This is a genomic window from Paenibacillus nuruki (assembly GCF_963311185.1).
In the GTDB taxonomy this organism is placed as follows: domain Bacteria; phylum Bacillota; class Bacilli; order Paenibacillales; family Paenibacillaceae; genus Saccharibacillus; species Saccharibacillus nuruki.
In genome coordinates, this window is record NZ_OY725677.1 from 1,319,437 (window position 1) to 1,337,517 (window position 18,081).

The following is an 18,081-nucleotide window of genomic DNA, read 5'->3' on the forward strand; positions in this document are numbered from 1 at the left end:
GAAGGAGGAAATAAATATGGGTCAAATACGTGTATTGGATGAACATATCGCTAACCAGATTGCGGCAGGTGAAGTGGTCGAACGTCCAGCTTCAGTGGTTAAAGAGTTGGTTGAAAATGCAATAGATGCTCAGTCTAGTCGGATCGATGTGCATATTGGTGAAGGTGGACTTGAATATATTCGTGTACAAGATAACGGGCAAGGGATCGCCGCAGACGACTGTGAGACGGCTTTTTACCGCCATGCTACAAGTAAACTTGTTGATGATCGTGATCTCTATCAAATCACAAGTCTAGGCTTCCGTGGTGAAGCTTTACCGAGTATTGCTGCTGTATCCAAAGTCGAATTGTTATCAAGCGCTACAGATGATGGTGCAGGCAGACGTCTATTGATTGAAGGTGGGACACTTAAAGTCAACGAAGACGAAGCTGCGCCACGTGGAACTGATTTTCGTGTGAATTCGTTATTTTATAATACGCCAGCACGATTAAAATATATGAAAACTGTTCAGACAGAACTTGGACATATCTCAGATGTAATGTACCGGATGTCTTTAGCTCATCCTGAGATTGCGTTTACGTTTCGGCACAATGGCAATCTGTTGCTTCAGACGCCCGGAACAGGCGATATGCTTCAGGTGATTGCGGCAGTCTATGGGACTTCAGCCGCCAAAATGGTTTTGCCATTAGAAGGTGAAAATCTGGATTATCAGATTGGCGGATATATTGGGCGACCTGAAATTGCTAAATCAAGTCGTAATGCAATGTCGATTGTAGTAAATGGTCGTTATATTCGTAATTATGCCGTCAATCAAGCTATCTTGCGTGCTTATCATACATTGCTACCTATCAATCGTTATCCCTTAGCAGTGTTACAATTGACGATGCATCCTTCATTAGTAGATGTGAATGTGCATCCTTCCAAAATGGAAGTGCGTTTTAGTAAAGAAGCGGAATTAATGTTGTTTGTCGAAGAAGCGATTCGGCAGACGTTGCGTAAAGAAATATTGATTCCACATGCGACCAAGCAGACGATTAAGCGTGGTAATAGTGAATCGATTATTCAAGAGCAATTTAATTTCAGCAAAGCACCTGTAGAATATCTTGAACCGGAAAAAACCAATCAACTTTCAACTGAATTAGGCGATCTGGATGCACCGTATATTCCGCCATTTACCGATGCAGATTTGCCACCAGAATCGACAACTCATTTACCTGCTGTTTCAAATGAACAACAGATAACGTATAAGAAAAAGGAACAACCTATCACATCACCTGTAACAGAAGCGCAAAAAGTACCAGCGAGTCCTAATGACTCTATAACGCAGCCTAAAGATGTTCAGTCTGATCCTGTTCAGCCGTCTCATCCATTACCTGCTTATACAGCTCCGGTACATGCTGAATCGGCTCCACAAATTCAGGAACAAAGTCAGACTGCTCAATATGCTAAAAGTACTGCGGCACCATCTAAAAATACTTCTGGTTCGTCTTCAAGATTGCCACAGCAACGAGGCAACTATAACAATACTAATCAACGTTTATTTAATGCTGAAATGCTGTATGGCACTGCTGAAGAACCAGAGATTCCTCAATTTCCAGATATGAACTTGATTGGTCAGCATCATGGTACTTATCTGGTTGCACAAAATGATGAAGGATTATTTCTAATTGATCAGCATGCGGCACATGAACGGATTAATTATGAATTTTATTATGAGAAATTCGGTCGTCCTGAAGAAGTATCGCAAGAATTACTATTACCGATTACACTTGAATTTACGTTAGCAGAAGCGAACAAGCTTAAAGATCGGTTACACTGGTTTGAACGGGTAGGCGTCTATTTAGAGCATTTTGGGGGTCAGACTTTTCGTGTAACTGCGTATCCTTATTGGTTACCAAAAGGCGAAGAGCAACAAGTGATTGAAGAAATGGCAGAATGGGTGCTTAGTGAACGAGCGATTGATCTAGCGAAGTTACGAGAGCAAGCTTCTACCCTCTGTTCATGCAAAGCTTCGATCAAAGCCAATCAGAAACTAACGGAAGCAGAAGCACAATCGTTATTGGATCGTCTGGCTACATGTCGTCAGCCGTATACCTGTCCACACGGGCGTCCTATCGTTGTTTCTTTTTCATCGTATGACTTGGAAAAAATGTTCAAACGTGTGATGTAACACAGAGTTATGGTATTATGGCATACAATAACTAGAAATACCTCTATCCCAAATAATAGATAGAGTATGTATGTTAGTGTAAGATATTTTGCTTCGCAAAATCATTCTTCTATTTATCTAGAAGAAGTCGCGCTTTATAGGGAAGCACTAGAATGGAGAATAACCGAATGATGATTACAACTGGCGATGATGCTGCAAACTATACGATCCAGCGTGCCAAACAGCTGGCAGCAGAATTCGCTGTTCCTTATATTGAACGAGCTGGACATTCTATTCCCAAGCTTGCGGCTAAGTACAAGGAGACTGAATTTATTGTACTGGTCGAGCAAGAAGTGAGAATTATGCGTCCAGGGGAACCTATTATGCAGTTTCACCCCAGTATGGCTTATGTCAGAGCGAAACGATTGCTTAAAGGAGAAGCAGATCCTATGATCACTCACTCGCTGATTGAGCCTGGAGATCAGGTGATCGATTGTACGGCTGGATTGGGTTCCGATTCACTTGTCTTTTCCATGTATGCAGGTGAGAAAGGCAAAGTAGTATCATTAGAAAGCTCGTTACCTCTTGCAGCATTGTTAACCGAAGGATTGCGTAGTCATGTCACAGCGTTAGAACCTGTGAATGAAGCCATGCGTAGAATCGAAGTGATTCCGCAAGATCATCTAACGTATCTGAGAGAGCAACCTGACAAAAGTGTAGATGTGATCTATTTTGATCCTATGTTTCGTGAAGCAGTTCAGCAGTCAGCTGCGATTGCACCTTTAAGAGGATTTTCCAACAATAATGCGCTGAGTGAAGAAGCCGTTCAACAAGCGATTCGTGTTGCTCGTAAATCGGTTTTGCTTAAAGAAAAATGGGATAGTCCGGAATATGAACGACTTGGATTTAAACGAATACAACGCAAAACATCAAAAATTGAATACGGAGTGATTTATCCATGACCCAAGCGGTTAAAAAGCCAAGGTTACTGGTCCTAATGGGTCCAACAGCTGTTGGCAAAACTGGAATCAGTATAGAAATTGCCAAATTATTTGGCTGTGAAATTATTTCAGGTGATTCCATGCAGGTCTACCGTGGTATGGATATTGGGACAGCCAAAATCAAACCGGAAGAAATGCAAGGTATTCCTCACCATTTAATTAATATTCATGATCCACAAGAATCATTTTCAGTAGCAGAATTTCAGCAACGTTGCCGAAAATTGATTCCAGAAATTACAGCCCGCGGAAATCTTCCTTTTATCGTGGGAGGAACAGGATTGTATATCGAGTCTGTGTGTTTTGAATTTGAATTTAGTGAAAATGGCGCAGATGAAGCATTCCGTCAAGAACAAGCGGCGTATGCTGAAGAACATGGTGCTCAAGCGCTCCATGACCGTCTAGCAGAGATTGATCCTCCTTCTGCCAAACGATTGCATCCCAACGACCAAAGACGTGTTATTCGCGCTCTGGAAGTGTATCATATGACAGGAGTCAAACTTTCCGATCAATTATCCGGACAAAATAAGCAATCTCCTTATGAGTTATGCTTTGTAGGTTTGACAATGGATAGGGAAATGCTATATAAACGTATTGAAGCCCGTATAGACCAGATGCTAGAAGAAGGGCTGGTTGAAGAGGTAAGAAACCTTTTGAATCAAGGGTATACCCCCGGAATGGTCGCAATGCAGGGGCTAGGATACAAAGAGATTGCTGCTCATCTTGCAGGTCATGTATCGCTTCAAGAAGCAGTGGTACTGCTCAAACGGGATACACGCCGTTTTGCAAAAAGACAGCTTTCCTGGTTCCGTCATATGAATAATATTCATTGGGTTGATGTTAGCGATGTGGACAGAAGCGACGAACACACCCGTGAAGTTCAGAATATCATAGCAGGAACATTCCCTGCGGATATGGAATATACATCAACAACCTAATATCATTGATTACACTGAGATTACATTCTTACATGAATTGAGCATTTATCAATGCTGAATTAATAATCACTTGGGGGTACGGCTAATGAATAAGTCTATTAATATTCAAGATACGTTTCTAAATCAATTGCGTAAGGAAAATATTCCAGTGACTGTTTATCTGGTCAATGGTTTTCAAATTCGTGGTACGATCAAAGCTTTTGATAACTTTACCATTATGGTAGATAGCGATGGACGTCAGCAAATGATTTATAAACATGCTGTATCTACATTTACACCATCACGTAACGTATCCCTAATGCCGGATAATCAAAGCGATAACTAACATTTAAATGAAACTTTTTATGCTCAAACATCGTCTAACTATAGGACAAAGAATCGGACAACCTGTTCTATAGGTTGTTCTTTTCTTTCTAAGGTTAGACACCACAGCAAGCCATCTATATTTCAAATCATTTGATTGATAAATGATGCAAATTGTTTTACTGAAAGGGAGTCAGAACGAAAAATGCCAAGACAGCAGCTATCCCGCAGTGACAAAAGTAAGCCGGAAACAAGAACAAGACCGGGACAGTCCAAGCCAACACCCAAAAAGAAAAAGAAGAAAATAACAGGTAAACGTGTCTTTTGGACATTGTTTATTGTCGCTGCTTTAGGCGTATTTTGTGCACTAGCCGGTTATATGTTTATTATGGTGAGTGGCGAAAAAATCTATCAACAAAACATCAATAAATTGGCTATAAACGGCCCTACACAAATCTTTGATCGTAACGGCACATTGATTCAAGAACGTTCTGTAAGGACAGGGGACCCTGTAAAATACGATGAAATTCCGAAGTTGCTTGTGGATGCTTTTGTAGCAACAGAAGATCGTCGCTTTTTTGAACATCAGGGTGTAGACATCTGGTCAATTGGTCGTGCAGCTGTTCGTGATATCGTGGCACGCTCTGCTGTAGAAGGCGGAAGTACGATTACACAGCAATTAGCTAAAAACGTATTTTTGAATGATGACAAAACGTTTTTCCGTAAAGCAACTGAATTATCGATTGCTTTAGCGATTGAGCGCAAAATGACTAAAGAAGAAATTATTACAACGTATCTTAATCGTATATTCTTTGGTAAAGGTGCGTATGGGATCAAAGAAGCATCAGAGACTTATTTTGGTGTGACCGATCTGAACAAATTAAAAGTGTGGCAGATTGCTACGCTGGCAGGTTTACCTAAAGCTCCATCACGTTACAACCCACAATCGAATCCTGATCTATCCAAGGAACGTCGTGGAGTGGTACTTCAATTGATGGCAGATCAAGGGTATATTACGCAAGCTGAAGCCAAAGAAGCCGCAGCAGTAGATTATGCGTACAATTCTCAAAACAAAGATAAAGACAAAAATTATGAAGCATTTATTGAATATGCGATGCAAGAAGCAGAAGATGTAACAGGCTTAACATCGGATGATCTGAACCGTGGTGGATATAAAATCTACACGACGATGGATGCTAAAGCTCAACAGAACTTGGAGACCTCTTTCAAAAATAACGAGCTCTTCGAAAAAAGTGCAGATGATGTACCTGTACAAGGATCGATGGTTATCGTCAATAACGATACCGCAGGTATTGTCGCTTTATTAGGTGGACGTAACTACAATACAGGTAACTTCAGTCGTGTTACTAGCCGTAGACAGCCGGGTTCGGCATTCAAGCCGATTATTTCGTATGCTCCTGCGCTAGAATCGGGTACATTTACACCGAATTCATTGCTTAGTAATGAAAAGCAGTGTTTTGGCAATTATTGCCCAACCAACTTACATGGATACACATCTACAGTAACGATGGATGAAGCGATTCAAGATTCGATTAATATCCCTGCAGTATGGACACTGAATCAGATCGGTATCGATAAAGGGCTCTCTTTTGCCAAATCGGTTGGATTCTCGTTAACCGATCAGGATCGTAACTTAGCACTGGCATTAGGTGGACTAAGTACAGGAACGAATACGTTAGAAATGGCTCAAGCTTATCGTACATTTGCAGACGGAGGAACATACACTCCTGCGTACGCTGTGAAAAGTATAGTCGATAGTGGCGGCGATGAAATTTATAAAAACAAAGCTGATTCTTCTCAAGTGATGAGCAAGCAGACAGCGAATGAAATGACTCAAATGTTGCAAGATGTTGTTAATGATGGTACAGGTAAACGTGCTCAAATTAACCGTCCTGTAGCAGGTAAAACCGGTACAACTCAGCATGGTATTGATGGGTTCAGAAGCAGTGCGAACCGCGATGCTTGGTTTGTAGGATACACTAAAGAATGGACAGCAGCGGTATGGATGGGTTATGACAAGCCAGACCGTACGCATTTGTTGAATCAAAGTAGTGGTATGGCAGCAGCTATGTTTGCAGCTGTAATGGGACCTTCGCTTGAAGGATATCCTGTCCAACAGTTTGAAGCTCCTACACCAAGTGCTCCTGTAGAACAGCCGGTAGAGGAAGAACCGGAACCGGAAGTATCTGCGGTAACAGGCATGTCTGCTTCTTACGATAAAGACAATCAAGTGGTAGCTTTATCCTGGAAAGCTTTAGCAAATGCAAGTTCATATACGGTTTATCGTAAAGGTAGTACAGATGGTCAATTTACTGCGATATCTAGTGGGTTAAGCGACACTTCTGCACAAGATAGCGCAGCAGCACCTGGACAGACTTACGAGTATTATGTAACAGCAACGATGAAAGATGGATCGCAATCTGATGCTTCAGATACGGTTCAGATTACAGTCGATGAAGCTACAGAGACTCCTGTAGAGCCGGAAGAAAATTCTGAGGATGGTGTGGTTCCACCAGAAGGTGAACCGACAACTCCACCAACAGGGGAAGAAGTACCGGGTACCGATACAGGGACAGGAACTGACCAAGGAACAGGAACAACACCTACAGATCCGAATACAGATCAAGGCACTGTTCCACCTGATACGGGGACAACACCACCAGATAGTGGTACAAATAGTGGACAAAATGGAGCAACAACGCCAACCACTCCTGAACCAACAACACCGGGAACAACAACAGATCCAGCAGCAGGAACAACCGAAGGTACAACAACTGCACCACAGACAACAACGCCACCTACTACACCGTAAATAGGCGCTCAAAAAAGCCTCCAGTGATTCATTGGAGGCTTTTTTTTGAGTGCATGGCGCAAATATGCTATTCTGAAGTTACTTTGTTGGGAAAGGGATACTTCCATGAAACGTAAATTTGCGGATCGAGCGAACTGGCGTAGAGTAATTCAACGTAATTATTCAAGACGCTATGTAAACAATAGTTTATTTACAGGGTATGTCACTCTCTACCGTATGAATCGTTTACGTGAACCTTTATATAAAATATATGGAGGACGGCGATTCTGTATTGCAGCAGCAGGTTATTCGTGGATGCAGTATTATCCAGAACATGCGAACTATGTAGTCACTGCAATGTTTGATGATAAACGTGAAATTATAGAGTGGTATATTGATATTTGTAAAACACAAGGATTAACCGATCAAGGCGTACCATGGTTTGATGATCTTTATCTAGATATCGTCGTTATGAAAGATGGACAAGTCTTTTTACTCGATGAAGATGAGTTAGATGATGCTCTGCGTAGACAGATCATTACAGACCAAGATTATGAATTAGCACAGCATACCGCGCAAAAGTTACTGGTACAAATTGATGCTCATGCTTTTCCATTATTCACATTATCGATTAAACACCGCCAAAGTTTATTTGGTAAAGATAGTAATTCATGATTCAATATCAAAAAGTGTGAGAAGTATGTTAACATGACAAGTATAAGACTTCACGATACAAGCAAGAAGTAGGTAAGATTACAAGGAGCGGGATATACAAATGAAAAATGAAACCCATGGTGTAGAAATAGAGATTCAACCGAGAGCTGTTCTCGTAAGCTTAGTGACACAGAATGATAAGCGTGCAGGTGTTAATGCAGATGGTTCTATGCAAGAGCTAGTTAGTCTTGCTAAGACAGCAGGAGTCGAAGTGCTAGAACAAGTGATTCAGAATAAAGAGAAACCTGATTTTAGATGGTTTATCGGTAAAGGTAAAGTAGAAGAAATTCGTATTTTGATGGATTCTTTAGGCGGAAATAGTGTTATTTTTGATCAGGAATTATCAGGTGCTCAAGTACGTAATCTAGAAGCTGCTTTAGATGCTAAAATTATTGACCGTACACAGTTGATTTTGGATATTTTTGCGCAACGTGCCAAAACACGTGAAGGGATTATTCAAGTGGAACTTGCCCAGCATAGTTACTTATTACCTCGTTTGTCTGGACAGGGTAGTAACTTATCCCGTCTAGGTGGGGGTATCGGGGCAAGAGGTCCAGGTGAGACCAAACTAGAGACAGATCGGCGTCATATTCGTACACGCATTACCGACTTGAAGCATCAACTTGAAGAAGTAACACGTCATCGTACATTGTATCGTGAACGTCGTAAAAAAGCGGGTGCTGTACAAGTTGCATTAGTAGGTTATACCAATACAGGGAAGTCTACACTACTCAAGCAGTTAACCGGTGCAGATATATATGTTCAAGATCAGTTATTTGCTACACTCGATCCAACATCACGCAATCTAGACCTTCCAGGCGGTAAAACAGTAGTGTTAACAGACACCGTCGGTTTTATTCAAAACTTGCCTCATAATCTTATAGCAGCTTTCCGAGCAACGTTAGAAGAGGTGAATGAAGCAGACCTCATCTTACATGTGGTTGATGCTTCTTCTGATATGCGAGATGAGCAGATGAAAGTAGTCGATGATCTGCTACAAGAATTAGGTTCAAGTGATAAGCAGCAAGTTGTTTTATATAATAAAACGGATCTGTGTACACCGGAACAGTTAGAAATGTTACCAGACGATGAAACTCATATGCGGATTAGTGCTTATAAAGAAAGTGATTTGGAGCGTATTTTGAACATCATCCAAGATCAATTAGCTGGTGGCATCAAAACGTATCGTATTCCGGCAGATCGTGGTGATCTTATTTCACAGCTCTACCAATTCAGTAGTGTATTGGAACAAGAGTATGAAGAAAATGAAGCCATCATCAAAGTAGAAATCAATGCTGCTGATTATGAAAAGTACGGTTATCGCTTACAAGAATATGAAATAAAGTGACAAAATTACGACAATTATATAATAGACTTCCCTTCATCCTACCGTTACGTGTAAAATATGAAGCGCGAAAGTTTATATTTTAAACACTAATATTGTTGATATTGAATATAAAGTGAGCTTTGATATCATTATGAATAATTAGATATGAATTTGTGGAAGCCCGCCAGCGCTTAATACGGCGGGCTATCACTATGGGGAGAGACAACGTATGGCAGTTTTTGATACACAGATTCAAGCGTGGTCAGAACAAGCACAACAAATGATTGGATCGGCGATCCAAGCGGTAGATCATATCGTAGATGCCAACCAATGGAAAGTTATAGAAGCTTTTCAAAAATATCGGGTTAGTGATTATCACTTTGCAGGTTCGACAGGCTATGCGTACAATGATAGAGGTAGGGAAGTTCTAGAAAGTGTGTATGCTGAAGTATTTGGTAGTGAAGCTGCTTTAGTTAGACCTCATTTTGCTTCTGGAACGCATACGATAGCTACAGCAATGTTCGGTATTTTACGTCCGGGCGATGAACTACTTTACATTACAGGTAGACCTTATGATACGTTACATAAAGTCATTGGCAAGCCGGGAGATGGTACAGGGTCTTTAGCTGATTTTGGAATTACTTATCAAGAAGCAGCATTGGATGAATCAGGACAAGTGGATTGGGACACCGTTCAATCACTGGTGCATAATAAAACCAAAATGATTGGGATTCAGCGCTCACGTGGCTACGATTGGCGTGCTTCTTTTACTATAGAAGAGATTGCAGATATGGTTGTTCAGATTCGTAAGATTTGTCCGCAAGCCGTTATTTTTGTAGATAACTGTTATGGTGAATTTACAGAGACTCGTGAACCGACTGATGTTGGAGTCGATCTCATGGCAGGTTCGTTGATCAAAAATCCAGGTGGTGGCTTAGCTGAAACAGGTGGTTATATCTGTGGCAAGCAAAAGTATGTTGATCTGGCAGCTTATCGTCTGACTGCACCCGGTATTGGCGGCGAAGTAGGCGCAATGCTGGGTACGACTCGCAGTATATATCAGGGATTGTATATGGCGCCTACGATTGTAGGGCAAGCCGTTAAAGGGAGTATCTATGCCGCAGCGATGTTTGAATTGGCTGGCTTTAACAGCAAACCTGCATGGCAAGAGAAACGTACCGATCTTATTCAAGCCGTTTCTTTTAAAGACGAACATCAATTGATCGCTTTTGTACAAGGGATTCAACGTGCAGCAGCTGTAGATAGTCATGTCGTGCCGGAACCGTGGGATATGCCAGGATACGATCATCCCGTTATTATGGCGGCAGGAACCTTTATTCAAGGGGGAGTCTAGAATTGTCAGCAGATGCTCCAATTCGTGCTCCTTATATCGGATATATGCAAGGTGGATTGACCTTTTCTCATGTGAAGCTAGGGGTACTTATGGCGTTACAGACAATGCATGAGCGTGGATTATTATAAAACAACTTATATTGATACCATGTAAAAAAGAGACATGTTATTCAAGAAGTTTGTAAAATATAGTGTCTGCAAAGTGCTATTATCATGGAGATGTTAGTGTTTTATAAAATTATTGTAAGTTAAGTTAACATGTTATTGACGCTTTATATCAGGATATGTACAATAGGTAACAGAATAGTGAATAGATTAGTGGAAGGTTGATGAATATATGGGTGATGAAATTCGGAGAAATATGGCGCTGTTCCCTATAGGGATTGTTATGAAATTGACGGATTTGTCGGCAAGACAGATTCGCTATTATGAACAGCATAATTTGATCGTACCTGCACGTACTTCAGGTAATCAGCGTTTATTTTCTTTTAACGATGTAGAACGGTTACTTGAAATTAAAGCTTTAATTGAAAAAGGCGTGAATATCGCTGGGATCAAGCAAGTGATGAATCCGGTATCGAAAGAATCGGAAGAAGCAACTGTGATCACAGCAGATACAGAAGAACGTCGTAGGGAATTGTCAGATTCCCAACTTCATCGTATGCTTAAGCAGCAGCTTGTCACAGGCAAACGCCCGGGACAAGTATCGCTTATCCAAGGGGAATTATCCCGATTCTTTAACAAAAAATAAATAGCGTAAAGAGGAGAGGGTAGCGTGAGTTACAAAAGTTATACAAGAGAAGACATTTCGCGCATAGCGAAAGAGGAAAATGTACGATTTATCCGTCTGCAATTCACCGATTTGATGGGCACAATCAAAAACGTGGAAATTCCAGTGAGTCAATTGGAAAAAGCATTGGATAACAAAATGATGTTTGATGGTTCTTCCATCGAAGGTTATGTACGTATTGAAGAATCAGATATGTATCTGTATCCTGATCTAGACACTTGGGTTATTTTCCCTTGGGTGACTGAAAATCGTGTAGCTCGTCTGATTTGTGATGTATACATGCCAGATGGTACACCATTCGCAGGAGATCCGCGTGGTATTTTGAAACGCAATCTAAAAGAAGCAGATGCACTTGGTTTTACAGCAATGAACGTTGGACCAGAACCTGAATTTTTCTTGTTCCGTACCGATGCGAATGGTAATCCTACAGACGAATTGAATGACCAAGGTGGATATTTTGACTTGGCTCCAATGGATCTAGGAGAAAACTGCCGTCGTGAGATCGTTATTACTCTTGAAGAAATGGGCTTTGAAGTTGAAGCATCTCATCATGAAGTAGCTCCAGGACAGCATGAGATTGATTTCAAATATACCAATGCTCTTCAAGCAGCAGATCAAATTCAAACGTTCAAATTAGTTGTTAAAACGATCGCTCGTCAACATGGACTACATGCTACATTTATGCCTAAGCCTTTGTTTGGTATGAATGGATCAGGTATGCACTGTCACCAATCGTTGTTCCAAGGTGATGTTAATGCCTTTTATGAAGAAAGTGATGAGTTGGGCTTAAGCCAAACTGCACGTTATTACATGGCAGGTATTCTGAAGCATGCTCGTTCTATGGCAGCGATCACGAATCCTACAGTTAACTCTTACAAACGTCTTGTGCCTGGTTATGAAGCACCTTGCTATGTAGCTTGGTCAGCAAGTAACCGTAGCCCAATGATCCGTATCCCGGCTTCACGCGGTCTAAGCACACGTATCGAAGTACGTAATCCAGATCCAACAGCTAACCCTTACCTAGTATTAGCGGTAATGTTGAAAGCAGGTCTTGATGGTATTGAGCGCAAGTTGAACTTGCCGAAGCCAGTAGATCGTAATATCTATGTAATGTCTGAAGACGAGCGTATTGACGAAGGTATTCCTAGTCTTCCAGGCGACTTGAAAGAAGCGTTACACGAATTATTACGTGACGAGATCGTTGTCTCTGCACTAGGCGAACATGCTCTTGCTCATTTCTATGAATTAAAAGAAATTGAATGGGATATGTACAGAACACAGGTTCACCAATGGGAACGTGACCAATACTTGACGATGTATTAAGATAAGTAAGCCCTTGGCGCTCTAAGCGTTAAGGGCTTTTTTTTGATAATAAGTTCAAGTAGATATACAAAATCATAAATGAATATTAAACTAATTATTATATTGGAAAATATCTTATTATTTTGGAGTGTTGTATATGTCAAAAATCAATCAAGCTATTAATTTTGTATTAAATAATGTCGATATTCCTGCTTATCAACATAAAGATCTAGAAAAGGAATTTAAAGATAAAATTAAAAGTTCTGAATCAATTATTAAAAATATGAAGAAGGTTGGAGATTTACATAATTACTTAAAGCGGTTTAAGAATATACCTGTTTTACAGACTCCAGAATCTAAATTATATGAAAGATTTAATGAACTAGGTTTAGAAACATATGAAAGTATATACCCTGAATTTTATAGTCTTTTCGAGAATGATCTAGAAGATACTACTGTTTTAAATGATTTTATAATTGGAAATGATTATACATCTTGGGATATATCTATTTTTTCAAAAACATATGATAATCGATCAGGTATTTATTTGGTTGGAAAAAATGGCAATCCAGAAGCCATTTTTATCAAAGCTACTTTGTTAAATGGAAACTATTCAAATGAGTGGATTATTAAAGATGAAAAGTTGAAATATTATTTCTATAGTAGAAGTGGAAAGTTTAGTGAAAAATATGTATATAATTCTGCAATTCTGAATTCCAAAGCTAGTAATATACCAATTTATGTCTTTATAAAAGAAGGAACGATCTTAAATTTAAATGGTATATATGAATATGAAAGTCATGATAGTGATTTAGCAAATGGATCTATGTGGTTTATTTTAAATAAAATTAGTTCTTTAGAGATACAGAACCTTATAACAGATGCAGAATATATTAGAGAAACTCAACTTGGAGTTGAGTATTCTATAAATACAGATAGTGTTGAACGTAAAATACGTTTAGCTAATGCCATTAAAATACCGGAAAGTTTTTCAGTTGTAACAAAAGCTTTTAAAAGAAATGCTGATGTTATTGTAGAAGTATTAAGAAGAGCTAATGGTATTTGCGAGAACTGTCTTCAAAAAGCACCTTTCATTAGAGCGAGCAATAATACAGCATATTTGGAAGTTCATCATATCATTCCCTTGGCTGATGGCGGCGAAGATACATTAGAAAATGCTATTGCTGTTTGTCCAAATTGCCATAGAGAAGCCCACTTAGGTATACCTGTTAAAATAGTGACTGCTGCGTTAATCGTTCATGAAGGTAAAATTTTAATTACGTGTAGAGGCCCAGGAAGAAGTCAAGAAGGTCTTTGGGAATTTCCAGGTGGGAAATTAGAACAAGGAGAGACTTTAGAGGAATGTTTAGAAAGAGAAATCTCTGAAGAACTCAGTATGAAAATTAAAGTTATTCAGCATTATGATGATAGTATTTATACTTATTCAGAAGGAAGTATAAGGCTCAAAGCTTATTGGTGTAAATGGATAGATGGAAATATTAATCTTATTGATCATAGTGAGTATAAGTGGATTAGTTTATCAGATTTACCAATATATAATTTTGCACCAGCAGATATAAAACTTCAAAATTCTTTGAATCAACTAAATTATTTATTTTAAATAGAGTTATAATGAGTAAATAACTATTGAAATTTTAAATTGAATGATTTTATGTGAAGATTGTTATTCGATCATGAAAATATTAATTTAGTTATATAATATGAAACCCTTGTTGATATATTCAAGGGTTTTTGCTTTTTATATATGTTAGTGCACCTCACTCAACAAGTCGGTAATTGACACTCTTCCTACGTTTTTTTGAGTTTACTCATTTGTGGAAAACCAATAACCTTAGAGTATAAGTTATAACTTGTATCAAAAGGATACCACGGTGGCCACCGTATTTTGAAAGCGCTCTATTTAATGACTAGATTTCAAAATACAACTAGAAAAGGTGATGACATTTGAAAAAGTTAGCTGTTTTATTGAGTGGAGCATTATTACTTACTGTTTTTCCTGTTACCCCTGCGCCAGCTACTGCTGCTGTACCTGCATCATTTACCGTAGATTTGGCTAATCAATATAGACCGGTGACCCATGTGGCTTCGGGTTCATTGTATGGATTAGCAGAAGAAGGTAGACCGGCTGATCATCTTATTGCTCCCACAAAGCCTAAAATGTTTACACAAATGGCTCCAAATGGAGGACAATTGCCGAATGGAGAAACAACACCTATCGGTGATGCCTTAAAAGTCGCTCCAATCGCTGAACGGAATGGAGCACAAGTGACGATACGAATGCCAGATATTTATCCGAATTTCCCTTATAAATGGGTAGGTTGGGACGATTGGTATAAGAAAGTAGATAGTATCGTAGATGCTAGATTGAAGTCAGGTGCGAAGAACATATACGGCTATGAATTATGGAATGAACCAGATGGAACATGGAATACAGCAGCCGCAGGATCATTTAATGAAGGTTGGAAAAAAACATATCTACGCGTCAAAGCTAAAGACAAAAACACCAAAATTATAGGGCCAAGTATTACTAATTATAATGAAAGTTGGCTGAGAGACTTTTTAACTTATGCACGAGATAACAATGTATTACCAGATATTATATCCTGGCATGAATTGGGAGCACCTGAAGGCGAATATCTAGATGGACCTGCACCACAGTATATTTCGAATCATATGAAAGCTTATCGTGCTTTGGAAACAGAGCTAGGGATTAAGCATGTGCCGATCAGCATTAATGAATATGGCGTAGTTTCAGAACAAGCAGTTCCAGGCAATATGTTGCGGTATATCGCTGAATTTGAACGTTCTGATGTAGATACAGCTAATATTGCATTTTGGTTCCGTCCAGGTCGTCTCAGTAACCTAATTACAGATACAGGTGCTGCCAATGGAGCATGGTGGATGTATAAATGGTATGGTGATATGTCTGGTCAGATGGCGATGACTACACCTGCTAATCCAACAGCTTTAGATTTGGATGGTATTGCCAGTGTAGATCATACGAAGCAAGAAGCAGATGTAGTATTGGGTGGGGGAAATGGCAATCGTAATGTAGTTGTTAAAGGATTCCAAGCGCTCCCTTACTTCTCAGGTACAGCTCATGTCAAAGTAGAAAGTACACCTTGGTATGGAGTAGATACCGCAGTAAGTCAACCAACAAATGAATTTGAAGGTAACTTTACGATCAAAAATGGTCAGATCTCGGTACCCGTAAGCAATTTGAAAGAATCTTCTGCTTATCGATTGGTGATTACTCCAGGAAATCAATCTTCTATTAGCCGATATGAAGCTGAAAATGCAGATGTTCATGGAGCCAATGTATTTAATAATATTAATGCTTCAGATAGCAAATATGTAGGTCAAATAGACAACCCGGATAGCTATGTTCAATTTAAAGTAAATGTTCCTACAGCAGGTAATTATCGCCTGAATATTGGGTATGCCAACGGAACTCAAGCTGTATCCACGCAGCAATTAACTGTAAATAATCAAGCGAACACAACTGTTCAATATCCAACAACAGGTGGTTGGTTATCTGAAGGAAATAGTAATACAGCTCAGACTCAAGTTTCTTTGCAAGCAGGAAGTAATGTATTGAAACTCAATAAAGGCACAGTAGGTTCTGCGGAGCTAGATTATATTCAATTACAGCCTGTAGGCGATTTTAAAGTAAGAGTAGAAGCAGAAGATGCCAAAATCAATGATGCTAGAGTGGCAAGAAGTTCCTTTGCTTCTAATCGCCAGTTTGTAGGAAATATAGATAATCCAAATAGTTCGGTGACTTTCTCTGTATATGCTCCAAAAGGTGGAACGTATAAGATGGAAGTAGGTTATGGTAATGGAACAACAGGCGATTCTACGCAAAATATATCTGTAAATAATCAAGCATCCACTACCATTACGTATCCAAAAACAGGAGGATGGATCGCTAATATTCCGAATATAGGAACACGCAAAATTATCACTGTTCCTGTAACGTTGAAACAAGGCGAAAATACGATTGCATTCAATAAAGGTACAGGATATGCAGAACTGGATTATATTGAAGTTAAATAGTCTAATCTTACATTGATAAAAAACGTGCTTCCCATATTCGAATGTAGAATAAGGGTGAGCACGTTTTTGTCTGTAAGTTATATTTATTTTTTCTATAAGTTATATTTATTCTGTTAAAAGATGCTTTGGAATAGGAATATCAGGGTCTACGGTTACAGTATTCATGTAGGTATTGGTATAAGTGTCACGGAACTGAGTAGGCGTCATCCCAACATAATTTTTAAACAACTTCATCAAGTACTTTTCATCCCGAAAATGCAATTGATACGCAATCTCTTTGATCGACGCATTGCTGGTGCATAATAACTCTTTGACCAGACTTAACTTGAGTGTATTAATATAACGGATCGTACTCATTCCTAGATTTTTCTTAAATAAACGAGTTAAATGATCGGCGTTAAAACAAAATGTATCTGCTACTTTCTGTACAGTGAGATCATGATAAATATTGACTCGAATCCATTCTAAAATCTGCATAAATTTCTGATTGTATTCTTTGTGTAGAAGCTCATTATGAATAAGAGGTTGCAAGTACTTGTCAGTCAGTTCAATCATCAGTTCAGTTACTAGATAATCTACTGCGTACGTGCTGTAGTAAGAAGTATTAGACGTATCCAAAATCTGCTTCATCAAGATAATAGGTTTATCGAGATACGGTAGTGAGAAGAAATCAGGTAAGCATACATAACGATTAATCTCATTTTTCTGTTCTGTCAGTAGGGTACTAAATAGATGACTGATAAATTCATCGCCTGATTCTGTTTGAGTTAGATCACGAGGGAAGAAGTGTAGCCAGAAGAAGCTAGCCCCTGCTTTGGAAGCTTTATAACCAAAGTATTCCACGTCAGGCTTAATAAGCAGTACATCGCCGTGCTTGATTTCATACTGTGTGTCTCCTACTTGAAGGTAGATCACTTCTTTTAAGCCAATAATCACTTCATAATCTTTTTCTAGCTTCATGCGTTTATGTTTCCAACCTTCATCGCTTACAAACTGCCCACATTTAAAATAAGCAAGCGGCCGTTCAATGTTTATTTTGGAGATCGGTTTTACTAACATATGTAAACACTCCTTATTCAAAAGTCAGTTTTGGATATTAAAAGTCGGATTTGTATACCTATATCATGTATTTGCTAAATAATTTGTACTTTGAGGGTAGTATAGCACAACTATGTATACAAATACCTAATTTTTTAAATATAATATGAAGTCGGAAATAGATACCTTTCCTACGAAATCATAAGTTTATCTTACATACGTAAGCGCTTACTATTAGAGAAGGAAATCGTTATTATTTGATTTGACTCAGGAGGCTATA

Annotated in this window: 12 protein-coding genes and 1 pseudogene; 12 read left to right on the forward strand and 1 reads right to left on the reverse strand. The window is 39.1% G+C overall.

Annotated elements, in window-relative coordinates; translation table 11 throughout:
* The first annotated feature begins 16 nt into the window (after positions 1–16).
* The 12 genes and pseudogenes from mutL to RCP16_RS06000 all read left to right on the forward strand — a co-directional run bounded on the left by mutL (position 17) and on the right by RCP16_RS06000 (position 16,763).
* Positions 17–2,170, forward strand: a complete 2,154-nt coding sequence (gene mutL, locus RCP16_RS05945) for a DNA mismatch repair endonuclease MutL (protein WP_308641878.1) — start codon at positions 17–19, stop codon at positions 2,168–2,170.
* Positions 2,171–2,337: 167 nt separating this feature from the next.
* Positions 2,338–3,111 (forward strand): class I SAM-dependent methyltransferase, encoded by a 774-nt coding sequence (locus RCP16_RS05950; protein ID WP_308641879.1) that lies wholly within the window; start codon positions 2,338–2,340, stop codon positions 3,109–3,111.
* Positions 3,108–4,085 carry a tRNA (adenosine(37)-N6)-dimethylallyltransferase MiaA gene (gene miaA / locus RCP16_RS05955; RefSeq protein WP_069326008.1) on the forward strand — a complete coding sequence of 326 codons (978 nt, stop codon included), beginning with the start codon at positions 3,108–3,110 and terminating at the stop codon, positions 4,083–4,085. Before RCP16_RS05950 ends, miaA begins: the two co-directional genes overlap by 4 nt.
* An 85-nt stretch (positions 4,086–4,170) precedes the next feature.
* The gene (gene hfq / locus RCP16_RS05960) at positions 4,171–4,410 is read left to right on the forward strand and encodes an RNA chaperone Hfq (RefSeq protein ID WP_069326007.1); all 240 of its coding nucleotides are present in this window, start codon (positions 4,171–4,173) and stop codon (positions 4,408–4,410) included.
* A 183-nt stretch (positions 4,411–4,593) separates the two neighbouring features.
* Positions 4,594–7,221: a PBP1A family penicillin-binding protein gene (locus tag RCP16_RS05965; RefSeq protein WP_308641880.1), complete on the forward strand. Its 2,628-nt coding sequence runs from the start codon at positions 4,594–4,596 to the stop codon at positions 7,219–7,221.
* Positions 7,222–7,326: 105 nt separating this feature from the next.
* Positions 7,327–7,875, forward strand: coding sequence for a ribonuclease FAU-1 family protein (locus RCP16_RS05970; protein WP_069326045.1), 549 nt, complete (start codon positions 7,327–7,329; stop codon positions 7,873–7,875).
* A gap of 100 nt (positions 7,876–7,975) precedes the next feature.
* Complete coding sequence (gene hflX / locus RCP16_RS05975) at positions 7,976–9,262, forward strand: GTPase HflX (protein WP_137221520.1); 1,287 nt, start codon at positions 7,976–7,978, stop codon at positions 9,260–9,262.
* Between the two features lie 208 nt (positions 9,263–9,470).
* Positions 9,471–10,723, forward strand: a pseudogene (locus RCP16_RS05980) (methionine gamma-lyase family protein).
* 208 nt (positions 10,724–10,931) lie between these two features.
* On the forward strand, positions 10,932–11,345 hold the full coding sequence (locus RCP16_RS05985) for a MerR family transcriptional regulator (RefSeq protein WP_017812459.1): 414 nt from the start codon (positions 10,932–10,934) through the stop codon (positions 11,343–11,345).
* Positions 11,346–11,369: 24 nt separating this feature from the next.
* Complete coding sequence (gene glnA / locus RCP16_RS05990; RefSeq protein ID WP_069326003.1) at positions 11,370–12,707, forward strand: type I glutamate--ammonia ligase; 1,338 nt, start codon at positions 11,370–11,372, stop codon at positions 12,705–12,707.
* Positions 12,708–12,843: 136 nt separating this feature from the next.
* The gene (locus RCP16_RS05995; RefSeq protein WP_308641881.1) at positions 12,844–14,307 is read left to right on the forward strand and encodes an NUDIX domain-containing protein; all 1,464 of its coding nucleotides are present in this window, start codon (positions 12,844–12,846) and stop codon (positions 14,305–14,307) included.
* 344 nt (positions 14,308–14,651) lie between these two features.
* Positions 14,652–16,763: a CBM35 domain-containing protein gene (locus RCP16_RS06000; RefSeq protein WP_308641882.1), complete on the forward strand. Its 2,112-nt coding sequence runs from the start codon at positions 14,652–14,654 to the stop codon at positions 16,761–16,763.
* A gap of 105 nt (positions 16,764–16,868) precedes the next feature.
* Here the strand turns inward: RCP16_RS06000 and RCP16_RS06005 are convergent, their stop codons facing one another.
* On the reverse strand, positions 16,869–17,822 hold the full coding sequence (locus RCP16_RS06005) for an AraC family transcriptional regulator (RefSeq protein ID WP_308641883.1): 954 nt from the start codon (positions 17,820–17,822) through the stop codon (positions 16,869–16,871).
* Positions 17,823–18,081: the final 259 nt, after the last annotated feature.

Bases quoted from the DNA above. Each gene is read 5' to 3' on its own strand.
- mutL (WP_308641878.1), top strand. From the start codon at position 17: ATGGGTCAAATACGTGTATTGGATGAACATATCGCTAACCAGATTGCG.
- RCP16_RS05950 (WP_308641879.1), top strand. From the start codon at position 2,338: ATGATGATTACAACTGGCGATGATGCTGCAAACTATACGATCCAGCGT.
- miaA (WP_069326008.1), top strand. From the start codon at position 3,108: ATGACCCAAGCGGTTAAAAAGCCAAGGTTACTGGTCCTAATGGGTCCA.
- hfq (WP_069326007.1), top strand. From the start codon at position 4,171: ATGAATAAGTCTATTAATATTCAAGATACGTTTCTAAATCAATTGCGT.
- RCP16_RS05965 (WP_308641880.1), top strand. From the start codon at position 4,594: ATGCCAAGACAGCAGCTATCCCGCAGTGACAAAAGTAAGCCGGAAACA.
- RCP16_RS05970 (WP_069326045.1), top strand. From the start codon at position 7,327: ATGAAACGTAAATTTGCGGATCGAGCGAACTGGCGTAGAGTAATTCAA.
- hflX (WP_137221520.1), top strand. From the start codon at position 7,976: ATGAAAAATGAAACCCATGGTGTAGAAATAGAGATTCAACCGAGAGCT.
- RCP16_RS05985 (WP_017812459.1), top strand. From the start codon at position 10,932: ATGGGTGATGAAATTCGGAGAAATATGGCGCTGTTCCCTATAGGGATT.
- RCP16_RS05995 (WP_308641881.1), top strand. From the start codon at position 12,844: ATGTCAAAAATCAATCAAGCTATTAATTTTGTATTAAATAATGTCGAT.
- RCP16_RS06005 (WP_308641883.1), bottom strand. From the start codon at position 17,822: ATGTTAGTAAAACCGATCTCCAAAATAAACATTGAACGGCCGCTTGCT.